The sequence below is a fragment of the Psychromonas aquimarina ATCC BAA-1526 genome (assembly GCF_000428725.1).
In the GTDB taxonomy this organism is placed as follows: Bacteria; Pseudomonadota; Gammaproteobacteria; order Enterobacterales; family Psychromonadaceae; genus Psychromonas; species Psychromonas aquimarina.
Map to the genome: position 1 here is coordinate 273,110 of NZ_KE386793.1, position 18,586 is coordinate 291,695.

Sequence of the window (18,586 nt, forward strand, 5' to 3'; positions counted from 1 at the left end):
GTTAAAGCCTTCTGTACACGAATTCTCCTGTGCTGATAGTTCCCGGATTTTTTGTTAATTTCACTGTAACGTGAAATGAGTCACATCTTTAAACGGATGGTCAATAAAAGAGCAGGTATTTTCTTTTTAGACTTGAAACTGACATATTAAGTCTTTATATCTAATACTGCAGTCAGAATTAACTGACCGCATTTTAGACAGGGAGAATTAATGAATAAGCTATTCCAGACCCTTTTTGTTTTACTGGCGATGTCTTCTCAGACTAATGCCGCCCCCACGAAACTTCATCATAATATCGATGCGAGTAAATTATTAACCTTCACCCAGGCAAACCGTAAAAATTCTGACTCTGACACTCCTTTTCCTCTATTGGATATGTCTTATCAGGCAAATAATGAACCTGCACAATTATATTCCTATAGTGATGCAGATACCTTATTACCTTTTACTTCTGCACACCTTAGCTCGACCTACCCGAAGAGCCTTGCGGGCCTTTATAGTATTAATGACTACCGGTCGAACTCGATTAAACAGCCCTACAGTGAATTTAGTCAGCTTTATCAGCATGCTCTGACCGGACAAAGTGAACTGGAAAGTTTAACTGAGCGTATTGCGCTGCTGAGTCAGACTGCCTCTTTTTCATCAGGCATCAAATCTAAACCGCGTGCTTTAAACAAAATCAATACAAAACTGGCCGGCAGCAGCGAGTTGATAACAGACCTGGCGCGCTCCTCGATTGTTGCTCAAGATATTCCTTCATTAATAAGTGCCTTTGAATTAATTGAGCAGGAAACGTCTGTAGTGCGTATTAAAAACCGTTTTAAAAGCCCGGGAGCATCCGGCTATAGAGATTTAAGTCTGCTGGTGCGCCTGCCGGAGAGTCAAATTATTGCAGAAGTACAGTTACACCTGGAGGCTTTTTCTGTGATTAAAAACGGCACAGAGCACCACAATTATGAACAGATTCAGCAGATAGAGCGCCTGCAGTTAAGTGAAAACCGTGCGTTAAGTGAATTAGAGCTGGCGGCTGTTAATAAACTTCGAAAGGAGTCCAAACAGATGTATCACTATGCCTGGAATCAGTATCTGAGTGCCTAATAATACTTTTACAGAAAAAGGAACTGAAATGAACGAACATCAAGAAAAACCCTATAAAAACAAAAGTGTGTGGTTACGCGGCTTGTTTATGCTGATTTTTATATTTCTAATGGGAGTGGCTAAATTTGTTACCTTAGTAGTCGTCGTACTGCAGTTTTTAGCTGTGCTGTTTAGCGGTGATACAAATAAGAACCTGCTGCAGTTTGGTAAAAGCCTGAGTATCTACCAGTATCAGATTGTGCTGTATTTAACTTATAACAGCGAAATTCGTCCTTTCCCGGCAGCTGACTGGCCGCAGGAATAGAGAGCAGTAAGTTTAAAAGGGAGGGCAGACTGATATCTGTACTCCTTTTTTGTTAAGTTTTTCGAAACGTTCCCCTACAGGCGTAGAGTTTAACCTTTCTCTCGTTCCCATATTTTTTATCTTTTTTCCTCGTTCCCATGCTCTGCGTGGGAATGTATAGGTTTCTTCTTTTATCCTCAATATATTAGCAACTGGCTTGATTGTTGCTGTGCTATGCCTGTCTTCATATTTTGTTCACAGTTACACAGTACAATATGAATCAAAAATCATGATAGAAAATCGTAGTTTTTATCGATAACTGCAAACTGCAGAAAACAGATAGGGAAGTAATATGACTATAGATCTTGAGCCGTTTTTTCAGCCGATAATTAACGTAAAAAATGGAAAGATAACCTATAACGAAGTACTTGCTCGAAAGAAAAATATTAACGGGGGTTATATCTCTGCTGGAAGTCTCTTTTCTTCGCCAATTTTATCAATTGATAAAAGTATCGCTTTAGATAACCAGGTCAGAAGCAAAGCCTTTAAAAAATATAAAGACTATAGCGGCAATGCACAGTTAACCATTAATATTTCCCCTGCCTGGTTTAGTAAACATGCGCCTAGTTTAAAAGTGAAAACACTTGAGCTGCCCACCTTAAGCATGCTTAGAGACAACGGACTCGATCCGAGTCGTATTGTTATAGAGTTAACTGAATATGAAGGCAGCATCGAGTTGATCCGTCACTTTGTGCGTTATTATCGGGAAATGGGTATGAAAGTGGCGATTGATGATTTCGGTGCCGGTTTCTCGCAGATAGACAGGTTAATCGAGATCGAGCCGGATATTATCAAACTGGATATGGACCTTTTCCAGCGTTCTTTAGTCAGTAGTTATACGCTGGACTTTATTCAAATGATTGCCGATTTTGCTAAAAAAAGAGGAACCGAGCTGATATTTGAAGGTATCGAAACGCCTGAACAGTTCGATATTGCGGTAAGCTGCGGCGCAGACTTTGTGCAGGGGTATCTGTTTTCGCAGGCCAAAGCTGAGTTTTATGATGATAATATTTTTGTTAAAAATATAAACAGATTGAACGGTCTGTCGATTGCGGTCTAATTTTTATTAGTATTGAAGTGTGCAGGTTAATCCGGGCTTCAATATTGTCATGAAAATGTGGTTATCTGCCTGTTTTCCCATTCAATTCTTTATGAGCTGCTGTGCTCGTTAATGGGGAGACTCTTTAATTTCTGCTCCATTTAAGTGCGCAGCCGTCAGTTTGTAATCATGGACGCTGATAAGTTTTTAAATACTTATTTATTGATATTAAATATATTAAAAACTCGCCTAGCGCAGAAGGGAAGCGACTTTTCCTGTTAGTCTAAGCGCTTCCTTAACTGCCGCATCCCAGCTGAAAGTGCCTTTGGTATTGATTTTGCTCTAGTTAGTTTGATTAACTTTAAAACTACTGGAGATAAAAGATGGATCTAACTGCAGAGGAACGCCGCTGGCTGCCGCTGTTCGGCGCGACGGGTAAGCTGTCAATGGGCAAAGCGTGCTGGTTAAACCGGAGTAGAAAAAAGAGTCTGGAGCAGACTTTTACCAGCATTGCAGATACGCGGGTGCGCATTTTAAAATCCTGGGTCAATACGCAGTGGAGTTTTCTTAATGATGCCTGCCTGTATATCGCCTCCAAACCAGAGAGTGAATGGCAGGGGGCTCTGCAGAGTTTATTAACCAGGAATAATGATTTTTCTGAGATGTTTATAGTGACCGCTGATGGCCGTCCTGCGGCTTCCAGCTTCGCCTCGTTTATCAAGCGAAAAATAGATGCGGCTGTCATTAAGCAGGGGATGCAGGCACAATTTTTACACGGCCCGTATATTGACCCGTTGACAGAGTCTATCGGCCGGTCAAGCTCCTCTTTTCATGATTCAGTTACCCTGATGTATTATCAGCCGCTTGTTGTTGATAACAAAACCATCGGCTGCCTTTGCGGGCGGGTACCGAATGATGTGATGGGGGATCTCATCCAGCGCGAAGCGGGTCATGTTTATAGTGAGTCCGGGGATAACTATATTTTCATGGTGAAGTCTTTGCAGGATCCTGCAATTGCCCCGGGAACCGCGCTTTCCCGTTCCCGTTTTGAAGACAATACCTTTTCCCACGGAGAAAACCTTAAATCCGGAGTGAATACCGACTGGGGCACGGTAAGGGTAAAGGCGCATACTGAGTTTGAAATCCGTTTTACCGATCCTGCAACCCAGCAGCTGCATCCCGGTGTCAGGGAGACTATCCGCCATGGTGAAAACCTTTATGTCTCCTATCCCGGTTACTCTGATTACCGCCATATTCCGGTTATCGGCAAGGGTGTTACTTTTCAGCTGCAGGGCTCGCCGGATGTCTGGGGAATGATGTGTGAAGCGGATTTAGAGGAGGTTTACCGGCATCGTTCACTGACTTATACGCTGGGCAAAAAACTGTGTTTTGCCATGAGCCTGCCGTTGATAACGCATTTTATAAGCTCCAGTTTTTTTGTTTTATCACCACTGTACAGTTTTTTACTTTTATTCTGCGCTTCATTATCAGGCATTGTCTGGTTCAGTGCTTTTGCGGTTAAACCGGTTACCAGGCGCTTAAAGCATATGATTGAAGTTATTCAGATGCTGGCGGAGGGCGATGCTAACCTTAATCAGCGCTTTGACAGTGCACAGTTCAGCGCGGATGAATCCGGTGATATGGGGCGCTGGGTTAACAGTTTTATCGATAATCTGGATAATATGCTTGCGGAGATGATCCATGCTTCTAATGAAGTGAAACAGGTCAGTGAATCTATGCTCCGCCGCTGTCTCAGCGTTGACAGTTCCAGCAGGGCGACCAGCAGTTCTATCGGCTCGATGCTGCTGTTATCCGGCAGTCAGCAGGATGAGATAGCCAATGCCACCGTTTCGGCGCAGATCATGCAGGAACTGATGCTTGATGTGGTGGCTAAGTCGCAGCAGGAGTATAAGCAGGCGGTTGATAATACCACTCAGATTAAAGATATCGTTTTAGCATCGGCTAAAAGTGTTAATGATGTAAACAGCCAGATGAAAGAGATCGGCAGCATAGTCAGCCTGATCACTGATATCACAGAGCAGACTAATCTGCTTGCTCTCAATGCCGCTATTGAGGCCGCCAGAGCCGGTGATCACGGCCGCGGTTTCTCGGTTGTTGCCGATGAAGTGCGCAATCTGGCTACCAGAACCTCACAGGCCGCATGCCATATCGGCAATATAATGGATAAATTAAGCTGTGAATCGGAGATGGCGGTTCGTTATATGGAGCAGGGAGTTAAAAATGTGGATCAGAACAGCCTGGTACTGGATTCAGGTGAAAGAAGCCTGAAACTGAAAAATGCCGTGGAAAATATGTTTAATACCATGAACCAGATTGCCAGCAACAGCGAACAGCACGGTGAAACAGCAAAAGATGCACAGAGCACAACTACTTCCATGGAAATATCATCGCAGCAGCTGCTGCGGCGCACCACCCTGGTAAAAAACTCCATTTTACGCCTCAATAAACTGGTGGAGCGTTTTGAGGTCTCTAAACGAGCCGCTTAAAACCAAGGCTGAATGTTTCTTCCCAAGCTCTTAATCTCGTTCCCATGCTCCGCGTGGGAATGCATATACAAGTATCTGGGGATATTCCCTCATTGCCTGCCCTAGTTTATCAATGCCTCAATTTCATCATCCTAAAAGAATAAGCCATTGAATATCAAGCCAGGGTAACTTACTGTGGTGGTTTTTTGTAAAGCTGGTGCATGAAAACAGTTAAAAGGTGAGTAACAAAGTAATGAGTAAAATTGTTGATTTAAATAAAAAAATCCCGTTTCATCTGGAACGTGTTAAAGGCTACGGCTGGGTATATAATCAGCAGCTGGATGGATTAAATCGTGTATTAAGTGGTAGTTTATCAACATCGAGAAACCTTCTTCTTCTTAGTGTAAGCACTCGCCATCAGAGGCTTGCTTCTTTAGCTTTGCATAATGCAGGCAACTCTGAGCGTGCCTTTGTGCATCTGCAGCAGATGCATTATCTGGGTATTAAAGGCTTAAAACGTGAATTATTAAGCGATGGTCAGACTGTTAATGTTAAAGTTCTTGAAGATACCTTGATGTTATCAATGCAGGAAAAAGAGCCTCTTCTAAGCAGTGGTGACTGGTTTATGTATTTCTGGAGTGCTTTATTGCATGAGCAGTTTCAGGATCTGGAATACCTGGCCAGTATCAAAGAGGCTCCTTTCAGATGGATCGATGATTCAATCCGTCTGTATAGCGATATACTTTGCGGTGTTTTTAAGCTGCAGGATATAAATGTGCAGGAGAGCATTCAGGCATTTGTTGACGCTTCTGAGTTTGATAAAGTCTCACCTGAGTCCTATGATCATGCTGCTCATATCAAGCTCCCCACCCTGGATGTGCTGCTGAAACTGTTCGGCGGTGCGGATCAAAATAGTTACCGTCAGGTTATGTATAAAGCGGCCCTGGCGCATAATAAGTTTTGGAAGCAGAAACGTTTGGACGGTAAAGTTAACGGAGATATTTCTTTACCGTTAAGCGCGTTAGCGCGCCTTGCTTATGCTAACTTTGGTTATACTCTCGGTTTTGAGTGTGATTATATTCCGGAGTATTTTTACAAGTCAGAAGCCTCAGAACTCAGCTTCGAGCTGATGCAGCCGCTGCCTAATTTCACTAACCCGTACCTATAAATATTGATGCGGTTTTTTGACCTTTAAAGCTTGTTCCCGTGTTCTGCGCGGGAACGTATATGGAGTTTATTTACTCAGGCGCATATCAATATGCGGAATGTTATCTTCTAAATACATCTCTGAAACTGCTTTAAAACCATGAGACTGATAAAAACGGGTTAAGTACTGCTGCGCGCCGATATCGATGCTTTGTCCCGGCCAGAGCAGTTCACACTGCTGTAATGCCTGGCTCAGCAGCTGGTGACCTAAACCGTTAGCACGTGCTGTCTGTTTAGTAGCTACGCGGCCGATACTGACATTATCATAGGAGATTCCAGCGGGAAGCAGGCGAGCACAGGCGATAAGTTCGCCGTTATTAAAACCGAGCAGATGCTGTACACCGTCAAGTGTATCTTTGCCGTCCAGCTCCGGATACGGGCAGGTTTGTTCAACAACAAAAACATCTATTCTTAACTTAATCAGCTCATAGAGCTGGCTTGTGGAAAGTTTATTAAAAGGGAGTAACTGCCAGGAAATCATTTATTTTACCTAAGACTAAGAGTTCAAGAGAAAAAGCAATGTAGCAGGCAGACTGTGTTTAAGCATTAACTTATGTTAACTATTCTCTTTTAAACGCGCCTTAATACGGCTTAGGCTGATATGGGTAATGCCCAGATAGGCGGCAATCTGATAGTCGCTGAGTCTTTGCTGCAGGTGAGGGTAGTGTCGACAGAAAAGCTCGTAGCGTTCTGCGGGGCTGTGCAGAAGCATAAAACGTTCCTTATTTTCTTTATGCATCAGCTGCTTTTCCAGCAGTTTAATATATAAAGGGTGTGACTTGTTACGCCACTGCTCAATAGATGAAACCGGTAAGCACAGCAGTTTGGTTTCGGTGAGTGTTTCAACTAAATAAGCAGAAGGGCGGCTGCTGATAAGCCCCTCAAATCCAATTATCCAGTCCTGTTCCCAGTAAAATTCTTTACTAAACTGTTTGCCCTGATCAGTAAGATAACAAGCATGGCAAAGACCCTGTAGAACAAAATAGATATAGTCGGCCGCTTCTCCCTGTTTCACTAAAATATGCTTTGCAGGCAGGTGTAATGATTTTGCACTGTTAGTTAATGTTTCAATATCTGCACTGTTGAAGCCGTATTGCTGTAATTGTTCAATAAAGGTTGTGATTATAAGCTCCTTTAAAAGACAGAAAGCGCAGCTGAACTGCACCGTACCTTTTCTATTTTTATTCTTGCGAGAAATCTTTGAGCAGGGCAGTCCTGCGCTTATTTCGATAAATAAGGAGCATCGCCGGTATATTCATCAGTATGCCGTATAACAGCGGTGTCAGTGCCAGTTCCGGTTTCTGCAGCAGCACAACTGCTGCGAATATTGCCGTTCCCGCATTTTGAATACCAACTTCAATGGACAGCGTCTTGATCAGGCGTTTATCCCCGCCTAAAAGCTTAGCCACAGTCAGACCAAGAAGCATGCCGCTTAAACATAAAAGAACCGCAGCCGTTGAGGCAATCGTAAATAGCTGATTAAAAATTTTACTGTTGGCCGCCAGCGTAACTACAACGGTAAAAAATAGTGCCCATAACGCCGATGACTCTGCAAAAGATCTGAAGCCTGCAAACCATGAAGCTGTAATATAGCGTCTCATGGTCATCGCAATTCCTAAAGGCATAATAGTAACAGCCGCCAGCTGCAGTACTGCTGTTTTAACGGGCATAACAAAGCTGCTGCTGTCTATTATTAACGGCAGCATTAACGGCAGGCTGAACGGGATAATTAAACTGCTGACTGCAGTAATAGTGATAGACAGCGCACTGTCACCGCCGCTTAAATGGCTGATAGCATTGGATGATGCGTCGCCCGGTGCAATCGCCAGCAGCCATAAACCGGCGGCAATCGGCTCTGGTAATGAAAACAGCTGAATTAACAGGTAGGCGAGCAGCGGCAGACCTATTAACTGGGCCGCTAAAGCCGCTGTTATTTTACGCGGATAAAGAGCAACACGTTTAAAGTCATTCACGGTGAGTGTCAGGCCTACGCAGTACATTACCCATGCTAATGCAAGCGGCAGTGCAATGGTTAACATTGTCTGGCTCATAGAGCAGTCTTCCTATTTTCATTTATAAAACAATCATATTCAGGCCGTTACTATACGCCAGAGAGTGAATCTATTACATAAAAAACAGCAGTCATTAAATACTTAAAAACGGATGCTCGACAAGCAGCAGATATTTATCAGGTAATTAACCACTAAGGTATAAAAATATGATGTCGATCTGTTTGTAAAATTAATGTTGTTCTAAAGTCATCTTGTGGTTGTGAAAGAGATAAATAATTAAGCGGTGACAGCGTAAGCAGCTGTTGCTTATTTATGAAAATAACAGATATGTTTGCGTTAAATATGGAGAGTAATAATGAGAAACCTAATTGTCTGCTGCGATGGAACATGGAATGATCCCAATAATGAAGACGACAACGTACCTGCTCCAACTAATGTACGAAAATTATTTGAAGCGGTTGATTTAAAGACCAGTTCGCCTAAACAACTAAGCCGCTACCAGGCCGGAGTCGGTACCGGAGGATTAGTTGATAAGGTGATGGGGGGCATTGTCGGTTACGGATTAAGTGAAGATATCAGGGATTGTTACCAATGGCTTTCAGATAAATATCAGGCGGGGGATCGTATTTTTCTATTCGGTTTCAGCCGCGGTGCTTTCACTGCCCGTAGTTTAGCGGGGTTAATTGGAAAGTACGGCCTGATTGATTTCAGCCTGCATCAGAAAGACTCTAGAAATCAGATCGTTCAGCAGGTGTATCGTGATGCCTACAGGAATGATAAAGCGCTTGATGGAAATGTGCACTTCCATGAAAACTCTAAGCAGATCGACTTTATCGGAGTATGGGATACGGTCGGCGCGCTGGGCGTTCCCGATGATAAAGCGCTGCTGAATATTTTTGATAATTCCAAAAAATATCAGTTCCATGATGTTACTTTGGGCGATCATATAATTAATGCGCGTCATGCACTTGCCTTAAATGAAAAACGCGGCAGTTTTACGCCGACGCTTTGGTCAACGCAGCGAAATGACGACACCTTAAAACAGATCTGGTTTCCCGGTGTACACAGTGATGTCGGAGGAGGTTATAAAGAGCAGGGACTTTCAGACGGTGCGCTTAAGTGGATGATTGATGAAGCCTGCAGTGAAAATCTGCCCGACGGCGGCGGCATTAAATTACAAAACGCAATGATTGAGCAGATTAAACCTGATCCCATGGATATTGAACATGATTCACATGTAGGTGCAATGAAAGCGCTGATCAGCGCACCGCGCACAATTCCAAACTTAGACAGGCCAGGTGTTCCAGTGCACCATTCCGTGATGCTGAGACGTGAAACAGCGCCGATTAATCAAGGCTGTTATATGGATACGCGTAATTTTATCGACGGTAGAATTGAACTTGATATTTATGCCAAGCATCCCTGGAACTGGACGGGAATTTATCTTGAAAAAGGTAAAACCTATTCCTTTACTGCGAGCGGTGAGTGGATGGATGCAGAAATTCCCTGTCCTGCTCAGGGAGCCACCGACGGCAAGTTTCATACTGGTGAAATAGCACATGTTGCGCTTACCATTACTGGCTGGGTAGAAAAAGGCTGGAAAAAACTGCTGAAGAATGAACAGGCAGATTTTTTCGGCAGTAAACGTGTAGAGCATGCCGACTGGTTCTGCCTGATGGGAGCAATAGCTAACGGCGGCAACCCTGGACGTGACGGCACGCATGAAACACTGGAGCAGTTTGAAATAGGAGCTGGAAATAGAATCAAAGTACATGAATCAGGTTATCTGTACTGTTTTGCAAACGATGCGTGGGGCTTTTATGGTAACAATCGTGGATATGTAACATTAACCGTAGAGGAGGATTAATAAGCTGCTAATGCCTGACGGCCCTGAATTCCCGCGCAGTGCGTGGGAATTCATTTCAAATAGAAGAAGTTTATTTTTTAGCGTGAAAAAGAGGCTGATCTGTCTTGTCTGTCTCAGACCAGAAATTAATATTGAACTGCGCATCATCCGAAATTTCAATACGATGCCAGTATTGGGGCGGGCTGGTAGCGAACTGCCCCGCATTGATAACCACTTTTATTTCAGGTTCAGTGGAATCTTCATCGGCAAAGCCGTAATAGGTAACTATACCTTCCATAACACATAGTTGACCAAATACTCCTTGAGCAGTGTTGTGATGCGAAAGTAGTGCCGCAGGAACGTTTTCTTTGCTAAAGAAAGGGGTAGAACGTTGTACCGTCCAGTTAGCTGGAATTCGTAAATGACTCATTTTAAAGCTCCTCAGTAAGGTATATTAGATTAATTAATTTTTAGTGCTCACTGGAACACTAAAGATGCATTTAAAATACCACATTAAGATTGGTTGTCAATAATGATTCTCATTTGTGTTTGTTGCCGGCAGGATTTTTTGTATTAGATCAAGAGATGCTGGCGACTGTTGAGTTCAAATAGTTATTAAAATATGAGTTCTGCGTTATGTTTGCTTGATGTATTTTGCATTATATTGATAATATGTAGAGGTAACAGGTTTAGAACAGAGTTTGATTTTTAAGCGCTTGAATTATAGTGTTAAACAACTAGGGAATAGCAGCAGATGGCCAAACAAATATTTTTAAATATGTCAGATGACCTGGGGCTTGACGGTAGAAAAGCCATTGATGCCTTACGGATAAAATTCCCCCGCCCGCAGGGATATTTTAAATCTGAGCAGGTAAAAGAGATTATGCTGGTGGATTTTTACCGTGATCATATTAATGGAGTCCGCAACCGGAGTTACCATAAAACCCTGAATAAAATAAAAAATGAATGTATGAAAGCTGACCGGGTACTGCTGTCATTACACGGACCGATGCGCAGTGTTAATTACGGTATTATTAAAGCACCAGTAGGCAGCGGCAGACAGGATGAACATGTTACAGATCAGCAGCTGGCAGATTTATTATTAATTATTTTTACTAGAAGTCATTGTTACAATCTTTCATTAGTAATGTGTTTCGGTGCAAGAAGTTCACAATACGCTCTTGACCACCAGAATCTGGATGCAGTCGACTGGAGTGACAGTTTTGCTTATAACTTATTTAACCGTATCAGCCCGCGGCGGCAGATCCGCATGACGGCCAGAACAGGAGAGTTGTCATTTAATACCTTAACAGGTATCGCAGAGGTGCAAAGTGAAATGTCAGTTCAAGGAACGATAGACAATGCAGAGATTCGCCATGAACAGCTGTTTGTAGACAGTCAAAACTGGTGGAATACTCATATTGCCGGATTAATGAATCCGCCGGGATCTGCAAAAGCGCTGTTTGTCATTGCTTTAGAAACCGCACGTTTAAATCCGGATGCCGCGGCTGCACTTGCCCTGCTAAGACAGCTTAGACGAAATCACGGACTACCGGCACGTGATGCACAAAGCCGTGAGCTGCTGAATTATTTAGGTAACCTGATCCGTTTAACTGAGGCTTCGGTAAGACAGCTGGATCCGGTAAAAAATAAATACGGCAAGCTGGTTTATAGGCATTTTCACGGTTCTGGTAACTGTGTGTTTGTGAAATACCCGGTTACTAGATGTGTACATCCCAAACATTTGGGGCAGAGCTACCCGGTGCCGACAGACTACTTACGTAAGTTTGCCCATGGTTAGCGCTGTTGGAACAGTTTACGCCGGGCGTAATGCTCTGCCTTGTGTATTTATTGTTACTCTAACCTCATTGTCATGCTCTGTACGGGAATAAGGTTAGGGAATATACAGGGGACTCATTTGTCCTTATTTGCACATTAAACCTCAGTTAAACTTTGATAAAAGACTTTTTACAATTAAAATGCCGGCTCTCTTATCCAGTATTGAATTTGAAATCGTTATGCCGACAGCCTCTTTATCTGCAGTACCTGCCTTTAATTACACTCAGGAACAGTTCTCTCTGATCAGCCATAACGGCGGCAATGCGCTGTGTTCGGCCGGAGCTGGAACGGGTAAAACATCAACTTTAGTGGGCTTTCTAGAGCAGCAGTTAAAGGTGCTGCCTAGCGAACAGATTTGTGTGCTGATGTTTAACAGCGAAACCAGCCGCGATTTTGTCAGCAAACTCGGCGAACGGGCTGTTAACGGTGCGCAGATGGTTAATACCTATCATGCTTTCTGCAAAAAAATACTCAATGAGAGCGGTTATCTTCAGGAAAATGGTTACAGCCTGTCTTTTAATGAAAGAGAAGCAATGTCAATTATTCGCGATGTCTTAAAAAAACAGGCATCGGATCCCCGTTATGCGGCGCAGAAAAGCACCCTGTTAAAACCCAATACTCGAACCGTTGCCGCTGGTTTTATCGGTCTGGTTAAAGCCAATGCGCTGACGCCCAAGGAAGTGCTGCATAATTATAAATTTAATCGGGATTATGCTTTTTTAACAGAAACTTATAATTTGTACGAACAGGCCAGAAAACACAAAAAAGTATTGTTTTTTGATGACTGGTTAGTGGCGGCTGTAGCGCTGTTAAGTTCTGACAGCGAATTCCAGGAAACTATCCGCGAGTCTTATCAGCTGATTGTTGTTGATGAGTTTCAAGATATTAACGCAGTGCAGTATCAGCTGCTGCAGTTAATTAAAGGGGCTGATTCAAGTCTAGTGGTTGTCGGAGATGTTGATCAGAGTATTTACGGCTGGCGGGGCAGTGAACCGGGTTTTATGCTCAATTTCAGCCGCGATTTTTCACCCTGTACTAAATACCGTCTGAGCGAAACATTCCGCTACGGCCATGCATTAGCTATCAGTGCTTATCAGCTGATTAGTAATAACAGGCAGCGTGAATCCGATTTTATTACCTCATCCAGTGAGCATGTCGAAAAAACCGATGTCTGTGTTATTTCTGATAAAGCTTTTGTTTCTCGAACGGTAAAAAATATCAGGGCGCAGTTAGCAGAAGGGACGCGGCCGTCTGAAATCGCTATTTTGATCCGACGCTGGTCACAGACAATGCTTCTGGAAATAGGTCTGCTGAAAGCGAATATTGCCTACCAGATGCCGGCAGTCAGTGCCTTAAAAGACAGTAAAGAGATTAACCTGCTGCGCGCAGTCATCGCTATTATGCAGCACTGGTCGCTGCAGACACCTAATATGCCGGTTTGTGAAGCTTTTAGAACTGTCTTGTCTTATCCAAGCTGTTATATAAAACAGAGTGCCGTTAATGACCTGGCAGATCTTTTAGCGGGCTGCTCATTAACGGATTACCGGCAGAATATTAAAAACTTCAGCGGACGCAGTTCTATGGACAGTAAAAGCCTTAACAAGGTAAGCGACCGTCTGCAGTGGTTTGCTAAGCATCATTTAGAGAAAAGTGCGTTTACTCTATTTGCGGGATACCGACAGAAATTTGCAGTGAACGACTGGCTGAAAAACTCAGAAGCTACTGAAAGTGATTATGAAGAAAATATTGATCGTCTTGATGCGGTTGCCACCATATTAAGAACACTTAAGTTAAGCACCGAACAGGCGCTGCAGTTTTTTCAGCATAATGAACAGGCCGCCAATAGAGCTAATAATAGTGAAGATGCCGTTAAAATCACCACTATTTTCAGAGCCAAAGGAGCTGAGTTTGATTATGTGCATTTACCTTTCTGGAATGCCGGTGATTTCCCCAGCGTACGTAAAAAGTCATCGGTCAGTGTTAATGATATACAGGAACAGCGCAGGCTGGCTTATGTCGGCTTAACCCGTGCGAAAAAAGGGGCCTTTATCTACCATTCGCCGCAGCAGTATGGAAACCGGGAGAGCGGTGCCTCCCGCTTTGTTAAAGAAGTTGATATAAACAGGGGGGTAAATGTTGCTCAGGCTGTTCATCTTAATCACAGTCTGCCGGAGAAAATGTCAGAAAAAATACAGCGTTATTTATTGAAAATAGGGCGTATCACTGAGATCAAACCTGTTGTTACAAGCCGTATTGTCTGCCGTCAGACAGAGCGCCGTAAACCGGCTCCGATAAGAAATGTCATGCAGAATAAAGCGCCTGCATTAACGGCTGGTAAAGAGGTTATTCATATCGACAGCGGGCGTAACGGGAAAATTATTGAATGTGATCGGGTCAGTTTCAGAGTTGAGTTTGATGATAAAAGTTCGGATAAATATTTAAGCAGAGCCTTTAGTAATTATTTCAAGCATAAAATTTAGGCATTCTCATTTAGGAACTGTTTTACTGGTTTAGTTGTGCAGTATCACGGTTTCGCTTTTCTTTACTTTAAATTGCTCTGTTATTCATAGGCAAAATTCTTTTTAAGCGGCGGCTGTACTATTTTTTATAGAAGTATGCTGTCTGTTTAAATGAGGTCCTGCCGATGAATATTATAAAGTACCTGCTTATATTTTTTTACTTTAGCACTGCAGCTGTTTCCGGCGCCCCGTTGACAGAGGCCCCCCAACCCATGGTATTACCCAAAATAAGTAATCAGGCTCCTATTACCCTGGTCGCTGAAAAGGGCTTCTGGACTGAGTACCTGAAGAACAATCTTATCAGTGAATTTACCCGCGCAACCGGCGTGCAGGTGATAGTGAAATCGGTTTCACTTTCTGATATGTATCAGCTGCAGACCGTTTCTATGCAGCGGGGGCTGGGGAAATATGATGTGGTGACCATTGAAGCCGGCTGGGCAAAAGAGTGGGCGGCTAACGGTTATACTGTCCCGATTACTGAGCTGGTAAAAACCTATGATGCGGCTCATATTGAAGAGTTTACTACGCTGTCTGATAATTATTATCCGGCTCTGCTGAATATTTTATCCTATAACAATGAGCTTCACAGTCTGCCCTATAACTCCTATGTGATGGGCAATCATTACCGCAAAGATCTGTTTGACAACCCCTTAGAGCAGCAGGCCTTTGTTAAGCGCTTCGGTTATCCGCTGGCGTCTCCGGTGACCCTGGAGCAGCTCCGTGACACAGCAGAATTTTTTACCCGCAAAAAAGGACAAAGACTCGCGGGGAAAAAATTAAAGAAAGACTTTTACGGCGTTGCGCTGATGTCGGGCAACCGTCCGCATATTAATGATGAGCTGTCGTCGATTTTATGGGGCCTGGGCGGGAAGTGGTTTTTTCCGGAATATGAAAAGAGCAGAATAAAAGGTTTCCATGTCAGAGCTGATTCAAAACAGGCGAAACAGGCCGCCCGGTATTATGTCGATCTTATGCAGTATGCTTATCCTGCTAATGTAAATTTTGCATTTTTAGAAGCGGCTACCGCGTTAAAAGAGGGGCGCGTTGCTATGTGGCCCTTTGCCTATAATAATTTATGGTCAATTTCAGGAGAAGTGAATAACAGTGTACCGGGAGCAAAATTAGGTATCAGCAATGTTGCCGGCGGAAAACCTTATCAGGGGGCCTATTCATTTGCTGTGAGTTATGACAGTAAAAATCCGCAGGCCGCATACTGGCTGCTTAAATATCTGAGCAGCTTTGAGAGCCAGCTTGCTTATGCTAACGGAGGGGGAAATCCGTGCAGGCTTGATGTGATCGCGCATTTAAAAGGGAGATTAACGCTTGAATCTGCACAAAGACAGGCGCTGCAGTCCAGCTATCTGGCCGATCAGAGCTGGCGGGAAAGTGTTGCTCAGTATGGACACTTTTCAAGTACCGCGATGGGCAGTATTTATCCTGAGTTGATGAAAGCCGCTTACCGTATTACACAAAAACCACAGGATACCGACAATATTCTACAGCACCTGAAAGTGCAGATTACAACATTGCAGAACCTTTATGGTGAAGAAGCGATGCTGGCGGAATAGCTGATAATGAAAAAAAGGTCGCTGAAAATACAGTTTAATATTGCTCTGTTTATTATAGCCGGGTTAACGCTGGTTACAGTGCTTATTGCCAACCATACTGCCCGGCAGTTGAGCGGGGCTTATCAAAGAGCCGCTTTAGATTTTATTCCGTTAATGCAGATCAGCAGTAACCTGCAGTCCAGCAGTGCAAATTTAAAGTCAGAGCTGTTTGCGCTTAAATCGGAAGTGGAAAGTGATGTTATCCTGGCGCATCTGGGCAAGGTCAGCGGGTTATGGTCACGGATCCGTGATGTTTCCAAAACACTGTCCTATTCCCCTCTGCTTGAAGAGCATCAGCAGCAGTTAAATGAAAAAAATGAACGTATAACACTGTATATCACTCATACCCGCCACCTTGCCCGGTTATTTAAACTGCGCGGCGAAATTTACAGTCAGCAGAAAATAGTCAGTCCTAAAATTATTCAGTTATTTAGAAATACAGAAGCACAGCTGCTGCCTGAATTAACCCTGCTCAGCAATCGTCTTGAGCTTTCATTTGACAGCAGTGTAACGGAAGAACAGTCGAAAAATCTCTTAGAAGATACCAGAAATTTCTTTAGAATTTATAAACGTTCACTGCTTCTAGCGGAAATGTTAGTGGAATCGGGCAGCACGGACAGTACTGCAAAGCTCAATAAGCTGAAACGGAAAGTTTACCTGCTGGGCAATGAAATTGAGCAGCTGTTTAGCTTAAGTACCGACCGGGCATCCAGAGAAGCTGCAATTATCTGGCTGCAGCAGGCTCAGGATATCTATAAAGGCAAATACTCTGTTTTTAACTCGCAGTTAAGTGCAATTCGTATTGAAGTGGTTATCAAGACACTGATAACGCAGCAGGTTGAAACAGCTGACCAGCTGCTGCTCAACGCCGAGGATATTCATCTTTATCTGCAGAAGAGCCTGTCGCAGGAGGCGACAGCAGCTAAGTCTGAAGTGGAAATTAAACAGTATCTATTATGGGGTATTGCCGTTGGCGGTATCACTTTCAGCCTGTTTATCGGCTGGGCTTTTATTCATACCAAAATCATAAAACGGGTACTGGCTATCCGTACCAATATGCTGATGCTTTCCGACGGCAATACGCAGATGACCATTAAACAGAAGCACAATGACGAATTCGGTGATATGGAAAGAGCGCTGCAGCTGCTGCAGGGCTATGTAAAGCAGGTTCAAACCATGGCGATAACCGATTCGCTTTCGCAGCTGAAGAACCGGCGCTCATTTGATACTACGCTGCAGCAGGAGATAAAACGTAATCAGCGCAGCCGCCAGAAGCTGGCATTATTAATATTAGATATTGATCATTTTAAACAGTACAACGATCATTACGGACATCCGCAGGGGGATGAAGCCATAAAAGATATTGCCCATATTCTGGTTAAGCACTGTCAGCGGGAAAATGATCTGGTCGCCCGTATCGGCGGAGAAGAGTTTGCTGTTATTCTACCGAATTCGAGTCATCAAAGTGCCTGGGAAATTGCCGATAAAATTCAACAGTCACTAGTTAAGTTAAACAGAATTCATCTGTATTCAAGTGTTGCCGGATACTTAACTCTTTCTATCGGTATTAAAATTATTGACGGTAATCCGCCCTTAAGCCCCGATGAAGCCTATCGCTTTGCCGATGCTGCTTTGTATCAGGCAAAAGAAAAACGCAACTGCATTGTTATCGATTAAGCTGATAATACAGTTACGTTTTGCGCTGGGGCGTAATAAAGCAGCTGCTCTTAAGATTTGTTATTCATAAAGTCCAAAGTCGGCGACTGGAAATTAGCCAGATTAGGGAACAGAGTGTGTATCTGCTCAGTATTTAAACCAAACCATTCACACAAAGAAGCATTTACCTGATCCGTTGAAATTGAAGGAATAACCCGTCCGTTACTGTAATCATCTTCACTGTTAAAGGTTAACTGCGGCCAGTTTCCATAAGCTTTACCGCCTTTGACTGCACCGCCGGTGATAATCTTATGTCCGCCCCAGCCGTGATCCGTTCCCTGTTGATGGCGCAAGCGTGTTAGGGAACGACTATCGCTTTTCCGGATAGTGATCAAACAATAGAATTCGTAAAAAGCATTGAAGATTCTACGTAACACTCGCTATCGGGAATTAGCGAGCGTGGAGATTTTTAAGAATAGACAAACTGTTCTCGAAGATCATGCATGCTTTCCAGAATATAACCATCACTAGTGCCTTCGCAATTCAATCATCTAATTTTATTGAGAAAAGGTTTGGCTTTTCGCTTTTCCATACTAGAACTACATTCAGGTATGATGGATATGAAGTAATTCATAAAAAATTTACGTAATTATAGGGGCTTCTATGCAATACACTCACAGCTCGAGTTCTATAACTCACTAAAATTAAAGGCAAAGTAAATGCAAAATGTATTTACAGAGTTCTCTGAAAATGCACATACACAACTTCTCACCCAAAAAAATCAATATTTAACAAATGTTGTGTGCCAACTAACTGTTTTTAATGATTGATATGGTCTAAGTTTTATCAAGAAAGCAGATTTTAAATGTGTATTAGTAAGAATGACGACTAATACTCTGTTGTGCTGATAGTCTAGGACCGTGTCATCAGAAGAG

Annotated in this window: 15 protein-coding genes; 10 read left to right on the forward strand and 5 right to left on the reverse strand. The window is 43.2% G+C overall.

Features of this window, described 5'->3' with window-relative positions; genetic code table 11:
* Window positions 1-210 precede the first annotated feature (210 nt).
* From G337_RS0124660 to G337_RS28045, 5 genes are all read left to right on the forward strand, one after another.
* Window positions 211-1,098 (forward strand): RelA/SpoT domain-containing protein, encoded by an 888-nt coding sequence (locus G337_RS0124660; protein ID WP_028866211.1) that lies wholly within the window; start codon window positions 211-213, stop codon window positions 1,096-1,098.
* Between the two features lie 28 nt (window positions 1,099-1,126).
* Window positions 1,127-1,402, forward strand: coding sequence for a DUF4389 domain-containing protein (locus tag G337_RS0124665; protein WP_028866212.1), 276 nt, complete (start codon window positions 1,127-1,129; stop codon window positions 1,400-1,402).
* Window positions 1,403-1,733: 331 nt separating this feature from the next.
* Window positions 1,734-2,501: an EAL domain-containing protein gene (locus G337_RS27365; protein ID WP_051303610.1), complete on the forward strand. Its 768-nt coding sequence runs from the start codon at window positions 1,734-1,736 to the stop codon at window positions 2,499-2,501.
* 362 nt (window positions 2,502-2,863) lie between these two features.
* Complete coding sequence (locus G337_RS0124675; RefSeq protein WP_028866213.1) at window positions 2,864-4,987, forward strand: methyl-accepting chemotaxis protein; 2,124 nt, start codon at window positions 2,864-2,866, stop codon at window positions 4,985-4,987.
* A gap of 232 nt (window positions 4,988-5,219) precedes the next feature.
* Window positions 5,220-6,134, forward strand: a complete 915-nt coding sequence (locus G337_RS28045; RefSeq protein WP_028866214.1) for an Imm49 family immunity protein — start codon at window positions 5,220-5,222, stop codon at window positions 6,132-6,134.
* A gap of 66 nt (window positions 6,135-6,200) precedes the next feature.
* Here the strand turns inward: G337_RS28045 and G337_RS0124685 are convergent, their stop codons facing one another.
* The 3 genes from G337_RS0124685 to G337_RS0124695 form a co-directional block, all read right to left on the reverse strand.
* Window positions 6,201-6,653, reverse strand: coding sequence for a GNAT family N-acetyltransferase (locus G337_RS0124685; protein ID WP_028866215.1), 453 nt, complete (start codon window positions 6,651-6,653; stop codon window positions 6,201-6,203).
* A 75-nt stretch (window positions 6,654-6,728) separates the two neighbouring features.
* Entirely contained in the window at window positions 6,729-7,337 is a 609-nt protein-coding gene (locus G337_RS0124690) for a Crp/Fnr family transcriptional regulator (protein ID WP_245597710.1), read from the reverse strand.
* Window positions 7,338-7,353: 16 nt separating this feature from the next.
* Window positions 7,354-8,223 carry a bile acid:sodium symporter family protein gene (locus G337_RS0124695; RefSeq protein ID WP_028866217.1) on the reverse strand — a complete coding sequence of 290 codons (870 nt, stop codon included), beginning with the start codon at window positions 8,221-8,223 and terminating at the stop codon, window positions 7,354-7,356.
* A gap of 316 nt (window positions 8,224-8,539) precedes the next feature.
* Here G337_RS0124695 and G337_RS0124700 point away from each other — a divergent pair, with 316 nt between their 5' ends.
* Window positions 8,540-10,051, forward strand: a complete 1,512-nt coding sequence (locus G337_RS0124700; protein ID WP_028866218.1) for a DUF2235 domain-containing protein — start codon at window positions 8,540-8,542, stop codon at window positions 10,049-10,051.
* A 70-nt stretch (window positions 10,052-10,121) separates the two neighbouring features.
* Here G337_RS0124700 and G337_RS0124705 read toward each other — a convergent pair whose 3' ends face one another.
* Window positions 10,122-10,460 carry a TehB family protein gene (locus G337_RS0124705; protein ID WP_028866219.1) on the reverse strand — a complete coding sequence of 113 codons (339 nt, stop codon included), beginning with the start codon at window positions 10,458-10,460 and terminating at the stop codon, window positions 10,122-10,124.
* 324 nt (window positions 10,461-10,784) lie between these two features.
* On the opposite strand from G337_RS0124705, the gene G337_RS0124710 reads away from it, so the two are divergent.
* The 4 genes from G337_RS0124710 (at window position 10,785) to G337_RS28050 (ending at window position 17,672) form a co-directional block, all read left to right on the forward strand.
* Complete coding sequence (locus tag G337_RS0124710; protein ID WP_028866220.1) at window positions 10,785-11,831, forward strand: hypothetical protein; 1,047 nt, start codon at window positions 10,785-10,787, stop codon at window positions 11,829-11,831.
* Between the two features lie 178 nt (window positions 11,832-12,009).
* Window positions 12,010-14,349 carry an ATP-dependent helicase gene (locus G337_RS0124715; RefSeq protein WP_157619465.1) on the forward strand — a complete coding sequence of 780 codons (2,340 nt, stop codon included), beginning with the start codon at window positions 12,010-12,012 and terminating at the stop codon, window positions 14,347-14,349.
* 251 nt (window positions 14,350-14,600) lie between these two features.
* Window positions 14,601-15,956 carry an extracellular solute-binding protein gene (locus G337_RS0124720; RefSeq protein WP_037028648.1) on the forward strand — a complete coding sequence of 452 codons (1,356 nt, stop codon included), beginning with the start codon at window positions 14,601-14,603 and terminating at the stop codon, window positions 15,954-15,956.
* A gap of 6 nt (window positions 15,957-15,962) precedes the next feature.
* Window positions 15,963-17,672: a GGDEF domain-containing protein gene (locus G337_RS28050; protein WP_051303612.1), complete on the forward strand. Its 1,710-nt coding sequence runs from the start codon at window positions 15,963-15,965 to the stop codon at window positions 17,670-17,672.
* 50 nt (window positions 17,673-17,722) lie between these two features.
* Here the strand turns inward: G337_RS28050 and G337_RS0124730 are convergent, their stop codons facing one another.
* Complete coding sequence (locus G337_RS0124730; RefSeq protein ID WP_084605627.1) at window positions 17,723-18,088, reverse strand: DUF1501 domain-containing protein; 366 nt, start codon at window positions 18,086-18,088, stop codon at window positions 17,723-17,725.
* Window positions 18,089-18,586: the final 498 nt, after the last annotated feature.